The 15,153-nt window shown below is 73.8% G+C and carries 10 protein-coding genes and 1 tRNA gene; 2 read left to right on the top strand and 9 right to left on the bottom strand.

Annotated elements, in window-relative coordinates; all coding sequences use genetic code 11:
- Positions 1-15: 15 nt before the first annotated feature.
- The 4 genes from ACZ7RU_RS09055 to ACZ7RU_RS09040 all read right to left on the bottom strand — a co-directional run bounded on the left by ACZ7RU_RS09055 (position 16) and on the right by ACZ7RU_RS09040 (position 4,647).
- The gene (locus tag ACZ7RU_RS09055; protein ID WP_470340198.1) at positions 16-618 is read right to left on the bottom strand and encodes a hypothetical protein; all 603 of its coding nucleotides are present in this window, start codon (positions 616-618) and stop codon (positions 16-18) included.
- Positions 615-2,519 carry a S9 family peptidase gene (locus tag ACZ7RU_RS09050; protein ID WP_470340197.1) on the bottom strand — a complete coding sequence of 635 codons (1,905 nt, stop codon included), beginning with the start codon at positions 2,517-2,519 and terminating at the stop codon, positions 615-617. The genes ACZ7RU_RS09055 and ACZ7RU_RS09050 overlap by 4 nt, the downstream gene beginning before the upstream one ends.
- Before the next feature lie 142 nt (positions 2,520-2,661).
- The gene (locus ACZ7RU_RS09045) at positions 2,662-4,107 is read right to left on the bottom strand and encodes an MFS transporter (RefSeq protein WP_470340196.1); all 1,446 of its coding nucleotides are present in this window, start codon (positions 4,105-4,107) and stop codon (positions 2,662-2,664) included.
- Between the two features lie 162 nt (positions 4,108-4,269).
- Positions 4,270-4,647, bottom strand: coding sequence for a nuclear transport factor 2 family protein (locus tag ACZ7RU_RS09040; RefSeq protein ID WP_470340195.1), 378 nt, complete (start codon positions 4,645-4,647; stop codon positions 4,270-4,272).
- A 180-nt stretch (positions 4,648-4,827) separates the two neighbouring features.
- Here ACZ7RU_RS09040 and ACZ7RU_RS09035 point away from each other — a divergent pair, with 180 nt between their 5' ends.
- Positions 4,828-7,614, top strand: a complete 2,787-nt coding sequence (locus tag ACZ7RU_RS09035; protein ID WP_470340194.1) for an ATP-binding protein — start codon at positions 4,828-4,830, stop codon at positions 7,612-7,614.
- Between the two features lie 186 nt (positions 7,615-7,800).
- Here the strand turns inward: ACZ7RU_RS09035 and ACZ7RU_RS09030 are convergent.
- The 4 genes from ACZ7RU_RS09030 to ACZ7RU_RS09015 all read right to left on the bottom strand — a co-directional run bounded on the left by ACZ7RU_RS09030 (position 7,801) and on the right by ACZ7RU_RS09015 (position 11,100).
- A tRNA-Pro gene (locus tag ACZ7RU_RS09030) sits at positions 7,801-7,874 on the bottom strand.
- Between the two features lie 99 nt (positions 7,875-7,973).
- Positions 7,974-8,918, bottom strand: coding sequence for a metallophosphoesterase (locus ACZ7RU_RS09025; protein ID WP_470340193.1), 945 nt, complete (start codon positions 8,916-8,918; stop codon positions 7,974-7,976).
- Positions 8,918-9,664, bottom strand: a complete 747-nt coding sequence (locus ACZ7RU_RS09020) for a CGNR zinc finger domain-containing protein (protein ID WP_470340192.1) — start codon at positions 9,662-9,664, stop codon at positions 8,918-8,920. The genes ACZ7RU_RS09025 and ACZ7RU_RS09020 overlap by 1 nt, the downstream gene beginning before the upstream one ends.
- Positions 9,665-9,813: 149 nt before the next feature.
- Positions 9,814-11,100 (bottom strand): helix-turn-helix domain-containing protein, encoded by a 1,287-nt coding sequence (locus ACZ7RU_RS09015; protein ID WP_470340191.1) that lies wholly within the window; start codon positions 11,098-11,100, stop codon positions 9,814-9,816.
- A 759-nt stretch (positions 11,101-11,859) separates the two neighbouring features.
- Here ACZ7RU_RS09015 and ACZ7RU_RS09010 point away from each other — a divergent pair.
- A complete protein-coding gene (locus ACZ7RU_RS09010; protein WP_470340190.1) occupies positions 11,860-12,312 on the top strand; it encodes a GatB/YqeY domain-containing protein in 453 nt (150 codons plus the stop codon).
- 177 nt (positions 12,313-12,489) lie between these two features.
- Here the strand turns inward: ACZ7RU_RS09010 and ACZ7RU_RS09005 are convergent, their stop codons facing one another.
- On the bottom strand, positions 12,490-14,757 hold the full coding sequence (locus ACZ7RU_RS09005) for a transglycosylase domain-containing protein (protein WP_470340189.1): 2,268 nt from the start codon (positions 14,755-14,757) through the stop codon (positions 12,490-12,492).
- Between the last annotated feature and the right edge of the window lie 396 nt (positions 14,758-15,153).

Here is a 15,153-nt window from a genome sequence, read left to right as displayed (position 1 = left end):
GAGCGGCCCCGGGCCTCAGCGCTTGGCCGACGGGGCCACCGGCACGGGAACCGCCGGCTTCGGCGGTGCGGTCGGCACGGACGTCGCGGCCGGCGGCGCGGTCGGCAGGGGCACCGCCGGTGTCCCGGTGGGTGCGTGGGACGGCGTCCAGGTGCCGGTGGGCGCCGGCGTCGGACCGCCGACGCAGTTGCGGCCGTTCCCGCTGCCGTTGCTCGAGTTGTAGTTGTCGGTGTGGTGGTGCACGGTGCGGCCGGTCTTGGACCCCTTCGACCCCGAGCCCTTCGAACCGGACGAGCCGCTCTTGCCGCCGCCGCCCCCCTTGGCGAGCTGCACCGGCTCGTCCCCGTCGACCGACGCGTACGCCGCCCGCAGGACGGTCGCCCCCGCGACCCCGCCGCCCGGTGCGCTCGCCTTGGTGGCGGTGGCGGTGGCGGTGGCGGTGGCGGTGGCAGCGGCGGTCGCGGTCGCGGCCGGCGTCGGCACGACGGCCGAGGAGCTCGGCGCCGGCGGCCCGGCGGGCGGCGGGCAGGAGGCGTTGTTCTGCTGCGATCCCGAGCAGCCGGTGAGCACCAGGGCCCCGGCCACCGTCGCCCCCGCGAGTATCAGCAGGCGTCTCACGAGGTACCCCCGGCGCCGCCCGCGCCGGCCGGGCTGTCCGCGCCGGCCGTGCTGTCCGCGCCGGCCTCGTCCGACGCCGCGCCCAGGTGCCGTCGGACGAAGTCGATCTCCAGCCGCAGCTGCCTGATCCGCTCCTCCACCACCAGCGATCCGTGCCCGGCGTCGTAGCGGTACACCTCGTGCGGCTTGCCGAGCTGCTCCAGCCGCTCGACGTAGTTCTCGATCTGCCGGATCGGGCAGCGCGGGTCGTTGACCCCGGCGCTGATGTACACCGGCACCCGCACCTGCTCGACGTAGGTCAGCGGCGAGGAGGCGGTGAAGCGCTCCGGGACCTCCTCCGGGGTGCCGCCGAAGAGCGTGCGGTCCAGCGACTTGAGCGCCTCCATCTCGTCGGCGTACGCGGTGTGGTAGTCCGCGACCGGCACGGCGGCGACGCCCAGGGCCCAGTTGTCGGGCTGGACGCCGAGGCCGAGCAGGGTCAGGTAGCCGCCCCAGCTGCCGCCGGAGAGCACCAGCCGGGCCGGGTCGGCGAGGCCGCTGTCGACCGCCCAGGCGCGGACCGCCGCGATGTCCTCCAGCTCGATCAGGCCGACCCGCTCGTGCAGCGCGTCCGTCCAGGCCTGGCCGTAGCCGGTCGAGCCGCGGTAGTTGACCCGGACCACCGCGAAGCCGTGGTCCAGCCACGCGGCCGGACCGGCGGCGAAGGAGTCGCTGTCGTGGTAGGTCGGGCCGCCGTGGATCTCGAACACGGTGGGGTACGGGCCCTGCGCGGGCGTCGCCGGCCGCTGCACCAGGGCGTGCACCCGCCCGCCGGGCCCGTCCACCCAGACGTCCTCGACCGGCACCGAACCGGGCGGCACCGAACCGGGTGCCCGCAGCACGACCGTCCCGGCGGTGGAGCGGACGGCGGAGGGCTCGGCGGCGGAGGACCACAGGTACTCGACGGTGCCGTCCGGACGGGCGGTGGCGCCGCCGACGGTGCCGCGCGGGGTGTCCAGGCGGGTCAGCCGGCCGTCGGCGAGCCGGTACGAGAACAGCTCGCTGCGCGCCTCGTACTCGTGCTCCACCAGCAGCTCGCGGGCGCCGGGGCGCCACTGCGCGGAGACGTCGCCGGGCAGCTCGCGGCCCTGCTCGTCGCGCAGCGGGAGGGCGGTCTCGGCGCCGGTGGCGACGTCCCAGATCATCGGCTCCCAGCGGCCGGTGCGCTGGTGCGCGACCAGCAGCCGGGTGTCGCCCTCGACCGGAGCGAAGCCCAGGCAGGCGACGCCGCGCGGCTCGTCCCGGCCGGTGGCCTCGTCCAGCTCGGCGACGGTCTCGACGCCGCCGGTCCCGTCGAGGCGCACCACGCGGATCGCGGAGTGCATCGCGTCGCCGTGCTCGGTGTGGTCGATGGCGAGCAGCGTGGAGTCGTGGCTGAGGTCGCCGATGCCGCCGTACTCCTCGTGCCGGTAGATCTCCACCGGCTCGGTGTCGCCGGGGCGGCGCAGGTGCAGGGTGGTGCCGTCCTCGTCGGTGGAGCGGCCGACGACCACGGTGCCGTCGCGGCCGAGGGCCAGGCCGGCCGAGTAGGAGGCGGCGAGGCCGGGCACGGCCTCCTCGTCGGGGCCGCCCGCGAACGGCTGGCGGCGCCAGACGCCGAACTCGTCGCCGTCGTGGTCGTCGAACCACCAGATCCACTCGCCGTCGGGGGACAGCTCGGCGTCGGTGGTGCCGTTCGGACGGTCGGTGACCTGGCGGTGGGCGCCGGTGGCGCGGTCCCAGGCGTAGACCTCGTAGGTGCCGGTCGCGTTGGACACGTACAGCGCCCGGTCGGGGGCGTCCTCGGCCCAGTCGGGCAGTGACACCCGGGCCGCCCTGAACCGCTGCTCCCACGCCGGTACGGCGCTCTTCTCCTCGCTCATCCGACCATCCAACCCGATCGGGGCGAGGGAAGGGAACGGGCGGGCGGGCTCCGGCCCACCCGCCCTGAGTGCCGGGACCCCGCCGTGACTTCGTGGGGACCACGACGGGCCCGCTCGGGACCACGCCCGGCCAGCTCGGGGATCAGCCCCGGCGCGGTGCTCCGGGCGGCAGGAACCGGACCAGGCCCACCAGTACCAGCTCCAGCACTGCCAGGGCGAGGACGCTGTGGCCGAAGGCGGCGGTCGGGTCGCCGGCGCCGTAGTAGACCAGGCCGATCAGCGCGATCCCGAGCGCCCCGCCGACCTGCTGCACGGTGGACACCACCCCGGCCGCGGAGCCGGCCAGCCGCGGCTCGACGCCCGCCAGGACCACCGAGGTCACCGGCGCGATCACCAGGCCCATGCCGAGCCCGTCCACGAACAGCCCGGGCGCCAGCCACCACACGCCGCCGTCCGCGGCCTGGTAGCCGGCGAGGGCCAGCAGGCCGAGCCCGAGGGCCATCAGCAGCCCGCCGGACGCGATGGTGCGGCGGTCGCCGAGGCGGGCGGTGACCCGGTGGGTGGTGTTGGAGGTGATCAGGTAGCCGAGGCCGATCGCGGTGAAGACCAGTCCGGCGCCGAGGGCGTCCAGGCCGCGGCCGAGCTGGAGGTGCAGGGCGAGCACCAGGAAGAACGAGCCCTGGCCGAGCCAGAAGGCGAGTTGGGCGAGCAGGCCGGCGCTGAAGGAGCGGCTGCGGAAGAGCCGGGTGTCGACCAGCGGGGTGGCGGCGGCCGACCCGGTGGCCCGGTGCTGGTGCACGGCGAAGGCGGCCAGCAGGGCGACGGAGGCGCCCAGGCAGAGCCCGGTCCACAGCGGCCAGTCCAGCTGGGGGCCCTGGATCAGCGGCAGCACCAGGCCGGTCAGCGCGGTGGTGACCAGCAGCACGCCGACCGGGTCCAGGCCGGGCCGCTGGGGAGCACGGGACTCCGGCAGGCTGCGGCGGACCAGCAGGAGGGCGGCCAGGCCGATCGGCAGGTTGATCAGGAAGCAGCTGCGCCAGCCGAGGCCGAAGAGGTCCGCGCGGATCAGCAGGCCGCCGATCAGCTGGCCGAACACCGCGCCGACGCCCATGGTCAGCCCGTACCGGGCGAAGGCCCGGGCCTGTGCGGCGCCGCTGAACGCGGTCCGCAGGATCGCCAGCACCTGCGGGCCCATCAGCGCCGCCGACAGGCCCTGCGACACCCGGGCGCCGACCAGCGTGGCCGCGGTCGGGGCGAGGCCGCAGGCGGCGGAGGCGAGGGTGAAGAGGGCCAGGCCGAGCCCGAACACCCGGCGGCGGCCGTAGCGGTCGCCGAGGCGGCCGGCGGTGACCAGACCGGCCGCGAGGGCCAGGCTGAAGCCGGCCATCACCCACTGGACGGCGGCCGGGCCGGCGCCGAGGTCGCTCTGGAGGGAGGGGAGGGCGACGTTGACGACGAAGATGTCGAGGGCGGTCATGAAGGTGGCGGTCAGGACGACCGGCAGCAGCCCCTTGGGGACCGGCGCCGGTGCGGCCGGTGCGGCCGACCCGGCCGGGGCGGGCCGCCGGGTGTTCAGGGCGGTGCTCATCTCGGGCTCTCCTCAAGGGGGGCGGTGGGGCCGGTGGCGGGGGGCGGGGCGCGGTGGGGCGCGGCCCGCCCCCCCCCGGGGCGGTGGCGGCGTCGGAGGTGCGGAGGTGCGGAGGTGCGGCGGCAGCGTGGTGGCAGCGGAAGCGGCGGTGGCGGCAGCGGCTCAGGCGCCCGGCACGCGGTCGAGGAAGCCGTACACCGCGCCGATCCGGCCGTCCGGGGTGGCCGTCAGCACGTCGAAGCCGATCACCACCGGCTCCGCGCCGGCCGGGCCGAGGTTCCAGGTGAAGCGGGCGATGTCGTGGTGCGCGTCGACCGGTCCGAGGGTGAACTCCAGCCCCGGGAACTGGGCCTGGGCGGCGCCGATCAGCGCGTCGATCGCGTCCCGGCCGGCGACGGCGGCCAGCGGGTCGGTGTAGCGGCCGTCCTCGGCCCACACCTCGTCGATCAGCTTGCGGCGGGCCGCCGGGTCGGTCTCGTTCCACACCGCGAGGTAGCGCTCGGCGAGCTGCTGGAGGGCGGCGGTGGTGGTCTCGGTCATGGTTTGTCTCCCGTGTTCCGGTGGGTGGTTGGCCGGGTCGTTCCCGGTGCTCACCAAGGTAGGGAAGGGCGGCCGGCGGCGAATCCGTCACGTATAGGCATGGGGGTACGTAGCCCGCGCGGGGGTGTACCGGTGCCTCCGTCGTCGGCGGCGCGCGGCCTGGGTGGGTAGGGTCGGTCCATGCTGTACGGGAGGGAAGACGAACAGGCCGCCGTGGAAGCCCTGTTGGACGGGGCGCGGGCCGGCCGCAGCGGGGTGCTGCTGCTGCGGGGCGAGGCCGGCATCGGCAAGACCGCGCTGCTGGACGACGCCGTCGCGCGGGCGGGGGAGTCGTTCCGGGTGATCCGGGCGGCCGGCGTCGAGTACGAGGCGGAGCTGCCGTACGCCGGGCTGAGCCTGCTGCTGGCACCCGGCCTGGACCGGCTGGACGCCCTTCCCGGACCGCAACGGCGGGCGCTGGAGGCGGCGTTCGGCCTCTCCGACGACAGCGTCCCCGGCGGCGTCTCCGGGGACGGCCCCGCCGGTGACGGCCTTCCCGGCGGCGGTCGCGCCGACCGGCTGCTGGTCGGGCTCGCCACCCTCGGACTGCTTGCCGAACTCGCCGCCGACCGACCGCTGTTGTGCGTCATGGACGACGTGCAGTGGCTGGACCGGGCCTCACTGGACGCGCTGCTGCTGGCCGCCCGGCGGATCCAGGCCGAGGGGGTGGCCCTGCTCCTCGCCGCCCGCACCGGCGGCGCGTCCGGGACCGGCGACGGCCCGGCGGAGCGCCCGCTGGGTCTGCCCGAACGGGAGGTGACCGGCCTGTCCGAGGCCGACGCCACCCGGCTGCTGACCCTGCGGGTCGGCCCCGGCCTGCCCGCCGCCGTCCGCGACCGGCTGCTCGCCGAGGCGGCCGGCAACCCGCTCGCCCTCACCGAACTCCCGGTCGCCACCGGCCCGCAGACACCGGCGCCGGGCGGCCTGCCGCTCACCAGCCGGCTGCTGATCGCCTTCCACGGCCAGGTCACCGGCCTGCCCGCGGCCACCCAGACGCTGCTGCTGGCCGCCGCCACCGAGGAGAGCGGCGCGCTGGACGTCGTCCTGCCCGCCGCGGCCGCCCTCGGCGTCACCGCCGAACACCTCACGCCCGCCGAGGAGTCCGGACTGGTGACGGTCACGGCCGACCGCCGGATCGCCTTCCGGCACCCCCTGCTGCGCTCCGCGATCCTCCAGCGGGCGCCGCACCACCAGAAGGTGACGGCCCACCAGGCCGTCGCACGGGCGCTGCCGGACGGCGACCGCCGCACCTGGCACCTCGCCCTCGCCGCCACCGGTCCCGACGCCGCACTCGCCGACGCGCTGGAACGCACCGCCGTCCGCGCCGAGCGCCGCGGCGGCCACGGCGGCGCCGCCGCGTACGAGCGCGCCGCCCGACTCACCCCGGACCGCGACGGTGCCACCCGCCGGCTCGTCCTGGCCGCCGAAGCCGCCACCGAGGAAGGCGAGTTGGCCCGGGCCGAGGTGCTCGCCGACGAGGCCGCCGGCCGTACCGACGACGTCCTGGCGCACGCCCTGCTCGACCAGGTCCGGGCCACCGCGCACTTCTGGCGCGGCGCGTACCCGACCGCCCACCGGCTGCTGCTCGACGCCGCCGGCACCGACATCGACCCGATGTACGCCGCCCGGATGCTGCTCCAGGCCTTCCACGCCGCCTGGTACGCGGGGGAGGAGCCGGTGGTCGCCGTCCTGGACCGCCTGGCCGTCCTGCCGCTCGCCGACGACGACCCCCTCGCCCCGCTTGCCCGCCACCTGCCCGCGGCCGTCCTGCCCGCGTTCGGCCGGCCCGCCGGGCCGCTGGCGCCCGTCCGGGAGGCCGTCGAGGCCGCCCGCCGGGCCGGCGCCGAGAGCCCGGTCGACCTGGTCCAGCTGTGCGGCGCCACCCTGGTCCTCGGACGTGACGAGGAGACCGCCGAACTCGCCGCCGAACTGGTCGCCGAGGCCCGCGCCAAGGGCACCGTCGGCGTGATGCCCACCCTGCAGTTCTTCCTCGCCGAGGCCGAACTCTTCCACGGCCGCCACCGCGACGCCGAACTCACCGCCACCGAGGGCCTCGGCCTCGCCCGGGACACCGGCCAGCACCAGTGGGTCAGCCAACTCACCGCGCTGCTCGCCTGCCTGGCCGCCCTCGACGGCCGCGCCGACCGCTGCACCGAACTCGCCGCCGCCTCCCTCGCCACCACCGGCCCGCAGACCGCGGCCCCCGCCGCCGGCCAGGCCTGGGCGCAGTGGGCGCTCGCCCTGCTCGACCTCGGCCAGGGCCGCGCCGGCGACGCCGCCGACCGGCTGCACGCCCTCACCACCGGCCCGCACCGGCACCACATCAGCGCCACCCGGGCCGTCCCCGACCTGGTCGAGGCCGCCGTCCGCCTCGGCACCCCCGAACGCGCCGCCGAACCCTACGAGCGCTTCGCCCGCTGGGCGGCCGCCGCCGACCGCCCCTGGGCCGAGGCCCTGCGCCTGCGCTGCCAGGCCCTGCTCGGCCCCGACGAACTCGCCGAGACCACCTACCGCGAGGCCCTCTCCCGGCACGAAACGGCCCACCGCCCCTTCGAACAGGCCCGCACCGCCCTCCTCTACGGCGAGTGGCTGCGCCGCACCCGCCGCCGCACCGACGCCCGCCCCCACCTGCGCGCCGCCCTGGAGACCTTCGACCGCCTCGGCGCCCACCCCTGGGCCGCCCGCGCCCGCACCGAACTCTCCGCCACCGGCACCCCGGCCCCCACCCCAGCCACCCCCGCCGGCACCCCGCAGTCCCCCCTCACCCCCCAGGAACTCCAGATCGCCCGCCTCGCCGCCCAGGGCCTCACCAACCGCGACATCGCCGCCCAGCTCTTCCTCAGCCCGAGGACCGTCGCCCACCACCTCTACAAGGCCTACCCCAAGCTCGACATCACCTCCCGCACCGAACTCACCACCGTCCTCTGACGGGACGGCCCACGGGGCCGAGAGCGGATCGAGGAGCACGCCGAAAAGGCCGACGCCCGCCGGGCCATCAGGCCGCAGCGACGGAACGCCGGGTGAAGCCGGACCGGCTGAGGCACGGTCACCCGGCCGGTCGGACACAACGACAGAGGCCCTGCCGGATTTCTCCGGCAGGGCCTCTGCAGTGGGTCGGGGTGGCGGGATTTGAACCCACGGCCTCTTCGTCCCGAACGAAGCGCGCTACCAAGCTGCGCCACACCCCGGTCTTTCTGTTTGTCGCTCCGTCTCCTTCGCGACGAGTAGAACTCTACCGGACGCTCGCCGAGACACGAAATCCGGTTTCGAGCGGGCGTCCGGTGGGGTCAGCGGGGGGCCGGGGTGAGGGTGAGGAGGGTGGCCTCGGGCGGGCAGGCGAAGCGGACGGGGGTGTAGCGGTTGGTGCCGCAGCCGGCCGAGACGTGGAGGTAGGAGCGGTGGCCGCCGGCGGTGTGGGTGGAGAGGCCCTTGACCCGGCGGGTGTCGATGTCGCAGTTGGTGACCAGCGCGCCGTAGAAGGGGATGCAGAGCTGGCCGCCGTGGGTGTGGCCGGCCAGGATCAGCGGGTAGCGGTCGGCGGTGAAGGCGTCGAGGACGCGCAGGTAGGGCGCGTGGACGACGGCGAGGGAGAGGTCGGCGTCGGCGGAGGGGCCGCCGGTGACCTCGCTGTAGCGGTCGCGGCGGATGTGCGGGTCGTCGAGGCCGGTGAACTCCAGGTCGAGCCCGTTCACGGTGAGCCGGCCGCGGGTGTTGGTGAGGTCGAGCCAGCCGGCCCCGTCGAAGCCGTCGCGGAGCTTCTCCCAGGGGTTGTGGACGGCGCCGGAGATGCCCCGGCGGGCGGTGCCGTCGGGGTTGTTCATGCCGTGGGCGCCGCTGCGCATGGCCTGGAGGTAGCGCGCCGGGTTCTTGCGGGCCGGGCCGTAGTAGTCGTTGGAGCCGAAGACGTAGACGCCCGGGAACTCCATGAGCGGCCCGAGCGCGTCGAGGGTGGCCGGGACGCCGAGCGGGTCGGAGAGGTTGTCGCCGGTGTTGACCACCAGGTCGGGGCGCAGGCCGGCCAGGCTCTTCAGCCAGCGCTGCTTCTTGCCCTGCCCGCTCACCATGTGGATGTCGGACACCTGGAGGACCCGGATCGGGCGGGCGCCGCGCGGGAGGACGGGGACCTCGATCCGGCGGAGGCGGAAGGCCCGGACCTCGTACCCGGCGGAGTAGGCGAGACAGGCGGCGCCGGCGGCGGCGATGCCGAGGGGAACGGAGTACAGCGGTCGCATCAGCCCATGCTCTCAGACGGCGGATCAGCCGGCGCACGTCCGGAGCCGGCGGGGACGGAGGCGGTGAGGGCGGCGGTGAGGATGGCGGCCGGGGAGGCCTCTTCGGACTCACGGCGGGCGCGCAGGGAGCGGACCTTGTGGCGGTTGCCGCAGCGCTCCATCGAGCACCAGCGCCGCCGGCCGGGCCGCGAGGTGTCGACGAAGATCAGCTGGCAGTCGTGGGCACCGCACTCCCGGACCCGGTCCGCGTACGGGCCGGTGAGCAGGGCGATGGCGTCCCGGGCGAGGGTGGAGGCCAGTTGCGCGCCGTCGGCGGGCAGCGGGGCGGCCGCGGTGCCGTCCGGGGCGATCCGGGGGACCAGCGGCGGGTGCTCGGCGGTCCGGTTGAGGACGGCGTAGTCCTCGGGTTCGCCCGGGGTGCCGTGGGCGCGGGCGGCGGCGAGCCGCCACAGCGCGTCGCGCAGGGTGCGGGTGCCGGCGAGCTCGGCGGGGGAGACCCGGACGGCGTCGGCGGGCAGCCGCAGCCGGGACAGCGGGAGCCAGGCGGCGAGGTCGGCGGGCCGGTGCAGCACCTCGTACCGGGCGTAGGGGCCGGGGCCGCCGGTGGTGAGCAGTTCGAGGCAGAGGGCGCCGGGGTCGAAGTGGAAGCTCCCGCCCGCGGGGGTGGTGAGGACCAGCCCGGGCGGGGTGCTCCGGTCGGCGGTGTCGGCTGCGTTCCGGGTGGCTGGGTCGGCTCCGTCGGTCATGCGACCCAGGATAGGCGTAACCGGGAAGAGGGGTTACGGTGCTGAAGGGGCAGGGAGGGCTGACGTCGGCGCAGAAGCACCCCGCCACCCCGCCACCCCCGCCGGACCCGGAGCGGGACTCCGGGCCCGGCGGTGCGAGCCGGCCGACCTCAGGCCGGGATGGCGTTGACGTACTCGCGCATCATCCGGGGGACCCGGTACGCGTAGTGGTGGCCGCGCTTCACCTGGACGACGGAGAGGTCGACCAGCTCGGCCAGGACGTCGAGGTTGCGGGAGGCCTCCCGGCCGCCGTCGACCGGCTCGCGCCGGACGTCGTCGATGGAGAACTCCTCGGGGAACCGGGAGAGCCGTCTGAGCGCCCGGCGCTGCCGCTCGTCGAGCAGCCCGTACGCCCAGGCGAGGCTGCGGTGCAGCGAGCGGTGGTGGGAGAGCCCGCCGACCTCCTCCTGGCCGAGGATCGGCAGCACCCGGCACTCCTCCATCAGGACGTGCAGGGGCACCGAGCGCATCCGGACGGCGGCGTTCTCGATCGCGAGCGCCAGACCGCCGAGGCGCCGGCAGAGCTCGACCACCTGCGGCATCTGGTCGCCGAGGTCCAGCGTCGGGACGACCGAGTGCACCCGGCGGCAGAACAGCTCGGCGGCGGGCGGGCAGCCGTACGGGCCGTCCGGGTGGTCGACCGACAGCGGTGAGACCTCCCACAGGTCGGCGGGCACCCCGGCGGGCGCACGCAGCGAGGTGATCACGATGTTGAGCGCCGGGTGCCGTGCCAACAGCGCCCTGACCAGCCGGGCCACCGTGTCGATGACGTGCTCGGCGTTGTCGACGACCAGCAGCATCTGCAGCTCGGGGTTGGTCCGCGGGTCGCGGTCGAAGCCCCGGAAGAGGGCGTCGAGCGCGCGCTGGGTCTGGGCCGAGGCGGCTGCCGGGTCGACGCCCTCGGGGGTGACCGAGCCGAGCTCCAGGACCACGACGCCGTCCCGGAAGCGGTCCAGCAGGTGGGCGGCCGAGTCCAGTGCCAGGCGGGTCTTGCCGACCCCGGCCGGCCCGGTGAGCACCAGCGGGCGGCCCGGGCGCAGGGCGGTCACGACGTGCAGCAGGTCGGCCTGGCGGCCGACGGTGATGTCCGTCTTGGGACGGAGCCCCTGCCACCGCGCGTCGTCCGGGAGTTCGGAGATGTGGGTCGGCGCCCCGGGCCCCGGCCGGCCGGGCAGCAGTCCGGCCGGGGCGCCCGACCGGACGGCTTGGGAGAGCAGGGTGTCGTCCCGGCCGGTCGCCGCGGAGAACAGTGCGCCCACCAGGAGTTCCACGGAACTGCGCCGCGGATTCTTGATGGCCCCGGTTTCCAGATTACGAATGGTGCGGACGCTGACCGTGGAGTGCTCGGCTAATTGCTCCTGGCTCCAGCCGACCATCTTCCGTTGTGTTACCAACATCGAGCGAAGCTGATTGTTGTCCATTCCCCCGCGCTTCCTGCTGTCGTGAGCAGAATAAAAGTCAGAACTCAACGCGCCGTGCTGTGGTGTGCAATCACTCGGAAAACGATCACTGCCGGTCCGGGCGTTCGGGCAGCCGGGTGGAGGGTGGCCTCGAGCGCTCGGACCGGCGTGGCGTGCACGGTGCCCGGGCCGCAGAGTGTCAGGGCTGCAAGGGGCCTGGGCGGCAGTGTGTCAATGCCTGGAATAATGAAGCAAGGACGTGTTGACGGTTTGTCTCAGTTGTTCGTGGCGGTCTTCGAGGGCGATTCGACGGTGATTCGACGGTGAGGCGATCGCCGCCATCCGACTGCTCAAGCGACGCGCGAACGAGTGTACTACGCCGACTATTTTCGGCGAAGCGGTCACAACGTTCGATTTGCCCCGACAGGACCGGCAACTTCGCTCCGGACCGGGCAATTTTCGGCATTTCGGCCGAGATTGGGCGAGCGTTATCGGCCACCTTGGCCGAATCCATTCGCCCGATCCCCGCCTGGATCGTCGATTGTTCACGGACTTGACCACCGCCCGTTCCCGGCCCGGATCGCCGGGCCCGGCGCACCGACGGGCGGCAATGGGCGTCGCCGGGCGCCGCCTGGCGGCGGCGGGTGACGGCGCGTCGGGATCGTCGGGGGATACTCGTTCAACTGCGGAAACCCCGGTGGACGCCCACCGGAAACCTGGTTGAGCCCACCCACAGCCGAAGGATAAGAAGAGGAAATGACAACGCTCAAGGAGCAACTGCAAGAGGACCTCACGGCTGCCATCAGGGACCGGGACGAGCTGCGCTCGTCCACCATCCGGCTCACGCTGGCCGCCGTCACCAGCGAGGAGGTGGCGGGCAAGCAGAAGCGCGAACTGTCCGACGCCGACGTGCTGAAGGTGATCGGCCGCGAGGCGAAGAAGCGCCGGGAGGCCGCCGAGGCCTTCGGCACCGCCGGTCGGACGGAGCAGGCGGCCCGGGAGCTGGCGGAGGGCGAGGTGCTGGCGACCTACCTGCCCAAGCAGCTCTCCGACGAGGAGCTGGCCGCGATCGTGGCGGCCGCCGTGGCCGAGAGCGGCGCGAGCGGCCCGCAGGCGATGGGCGCCGTCATGAAGCTGGTGAAGCCCAAGGTCGACGGTCTGGCCGAGGGCGGCCGGGTCGCCGCCGCCGTGAAGGCCGCCCTGGCCTGAACCGAGTACGGGCTGCCACTGTGCGCCGCCCGGCCGCCCGGCGCCGACACCGCGAGCCCCGGCAACGCGGGCAACACGGGCAACACGGGCAACACGCCGAAGGGGCGCCCTCCGTACTGGAGAGCGCCCCTTCGGCGTGTGACCGGCCGGTGCACCTGGTCCGGCCCGGGAGCCGCGTCAGCCGTTCCCGTTGCCGCCGTGCCGGCCGCCGTTCCCGTTGCCGGGCAGGGGCGGGAAGGTGAACCCTCCGGGGAAGCCGCCGGGCAGCCCACCGGGCAGACCGCCGACCTGGCCGGTGTTGCCGCCGGGCTGCTGCGGCGGCGGCGGGGGGTTGCCGCCGGGCTGCGGAGCGTTCGGGTCGGCGGCCGGCGGGGTGGCGCCCGCCGGGGGAGTGGCCGGCAGCGGGTCCGGGATGTTGGCGGTCTGGATCGGCTCCAGCGGCGTGCCCTTGAGCGCCTGGTTCATCGCCAGCGCCCAGATCGGGCCGGGGCCGGTCGCGCCGAACACGTCGTCGAAGTGCTTGCCGCCGATGTTGATGTTCTTCATCTTGACGCCGCCGGCCGGGCCGCCGAGCCAGACCGCGGTGGCCAGCGACGGGGTGTAGCCGCTGAACCAGGCGGCCTTCTTCTCGTCGGTGGTACCGGTCTTGCCGGCGATCTTGCGGCCGTCGTCCATGGTCAGGGCGGCGGCGGTGCCCTTCTCGGTGACGTTCAGCAGGACGGCGTTGAGCGAGTCCGCGGTGCTGTCGGAGAAGACCTGGCTGCACTGGGCCTGCGGGACCTGGACGTTCTTGCCGTCCACCGTGGTGATCTTGTTGATCGCGACCGGGGTGCAGTACTTGCCGCGGGCGGCGAAGGTCGCGTAGACGTTCGCCATGGTCAGCGGGGAGAGCTCCAGGGTGCCGAGGACCATCGAGGGCACCTCCTGGAAGGCGTCGCCCTTGGCGGACTGGGTGATGCCCAGCTTGTTCGCCATCTGCTTCATCGCGCAGAGGCCGACCTGCTGCTCCATCTGCACGAAGTAGGTGTTGATCGAGCGGGCCATCGCCTCCTTCAGCTGGTACGGCCCGACCTCGCTGTCCTGCTCGTTCTTCACCGTGGCCTTGGGCTTGTCGGTGTTCTTCCAGGTGCCCGAGCAGGTGGACATCTGCGGGTACTCGATCTTGTTCTCGGACGGGAACGCCTGGGTGTTCGACATGCCCGACTCCAGCGCCGCCGCGGCCAGGATCGGCTTGAAGGTCGAACCGGTCTGGAAGCCGTTGCCGCCGCCCATCGCGGCGTCCACGTTGAGGTTGACGACGGTCTGGTTCTTGTTCGGGTCCAGGCCGTACGGGCGGGTCTGGGCCATCGCCAGGATCTTGCCGGTGCCCGGCTCCATCATGGTCGCGGCCGCCGACACCTGGTCGGTCACGTTGACCTTCGTGGTGACGGCGTTCTGGGCGGCGGCCTGCTTGTCCGGGTCCAGCGTGGTGTAGATGTTCAGGCCGCCGGTGTTCCAGAGCTTCTTGCGCTCGTCGGAGCTCTTGCCGAAGGCCGGGTCCTGCTTGACCACGTGGCGCACGTAGTCGCAGAAGAAGCCCATGCCGGCCTGGGCGGTGATGCAGCCGTTCTGCGGGTCCTTGTACTTCAGGCCCAGCGGGGCGGCCTTCGCCTCCTTCGCCTGGTCGGCGGTGATGTGCTTGTTCTCCAGCATCTTGTCGATCACGACGTTGCGGCGCTTGACCGTGTTCTCGGGGTAGCGCACCGGGTCGTAGGACGACGGGTTCTGCACCATGCCGGCCAGGGTGGCGGCCTCGGCGACGGTCAGGTCCTTGTTGCTCTTGCTGAAGTAGCGCTGGGAGGCGGCCTCCACCCCGTAGGCCTGGTGGCCGTAGAAGGTGATGTTGAGGTAGTTGGTGAGGATCTGGTCCTTGGACAGGTCCTCCTCCAGCTTGATGGCGACCTTGAGCTCCTGGATCTTGCGGCCCAGGGTCTTGCGCTGGGCCTCCAGGACGGCCGCCTGGTCGTCGCCGGCCTTCTCCACGTTGACGTTCTTCACGTACTGCTGGGTCAGCGTCGAGGCGCCCTGGGAGGCGGTGCCGCTCTCGGCGTTCTTGCTGACCGCGCGGAGGATGCCCTTGAGGTCGACGGCGCCGTGCTCGTAGAAGCGGGCGTCCTCGATGTCCACCTGGGCGTGCCGCATGAACGGCGACATCTGATCGGCGGTCAGGACCGTGCGGTCGCGCTCGTAGACCTTGGCGATCAGCCCGCCCTTGGCGTCGAAGATCTGGGTGGCCTGGGTGAGCGGCGGCGTCTTGAAGTCGTCGGAGATGTTGTCGAAGCTCTCCGCCGTGTCCTTGGCGGTCAGGCCGATGGCGCCGACGGCGGGCAGGGCGAGCCCCGCCAGCAGGACTCCGGAGAGCACGCTGACACCCAGGAACTTCACGCCGTTGCCGGCGTGCTCCAACGGTGATCCGCCGGTCCTGCCGCGCGGAGCTCCGGGGTTGCCTGGGGCCTGGGATGCCTGTGGGCGCTTCGGTGCCATGAGGAGAACCCTACGTCGCGGATTCCCGCACACCGCGGCAGGTGTTCGCCTAGGCTTGTCACAAGCTTGCGACAGCTTCGGTGCGTCAACATCGTTCACTCTTGTGGGCGAGGAGACCTGCCCGGATTGCCCGCCTATGACCGGGTTTTGAGGCAGCTGTGGCCTGCTGTACCCCTGTGACTGGTTGCGCTGCGTGACGACACCTGTGGCGAGAGTGCCGGTCCCGCATTTGGCAAGGTGCGCGACCTGCGATCACTCCAACGAGTGAGCTGATCGATACCCATAGTCCAATCGGGTCATTCGAGATTGAGCCCGAAG

It is taken from the genome of Kitasatospora sp. NPDC114501 (assembly GCF_055633695.1).
This window is presented reverse-complemented; position numbering and strand designations above follow the sequence as displayed.